We start from the raw sequence: 280 nt of genomic DNA, 5'->3' as shown, positions 1-280 counted from the left end.
ATTTAACTTATATGCAGAGTACATCATGAGAAACGCTGGGCTGGAAGAAGCACAGGCTGGAATCAAGATTGCCGGGAGAAATATCAATAATCTGAGATATGCAGATGACACCACCCTTATGGCAGAAAGTGAAGAGGAACTAAAAAGCCTCTTGATGAAAGTGAAAGAGGAGAGTGAAAAAGTTGGCTTAAAGCTCAACATTTAGAAAACTAAGATCATGGCATCCAGTCCCACCACTTCATGGGAAATAGATGGGGAAACAGTGGAAACAGTGTCAGAC

General features: G+C 41.8%; 1 protein-coding gene. It reads left to right on the top strand.

Features of this window, described 5'->3' with window-relative positions; all coding sequences use genetic code 11:
* Positions 1 to 205, top strand: a 205-nt coding sequence (locus ACG9ZB_RS17255; protein WP_419326848.1) for a reverse transcriptase domain-containing protein, incomplete at its 5' end; no start/stop codon positions are given.
* Positions 206 to 280 lie beyond the last annotated feature (75 nt).

The sequence above is a fragment of the Acinetobacter johnsonii genome (assembly GCF_048551975.1).
Taxonomy (GTDB): Bacteria; Pseudomonadota; Gammaproteobacteria; order Pseudomonadales; family Moraxellaceae; genus Acinetobacter; species Acinetobacter johnsonii_A.
This window is presented reverse-complemented; position numbering and strand designations above follow the sequence as displayed.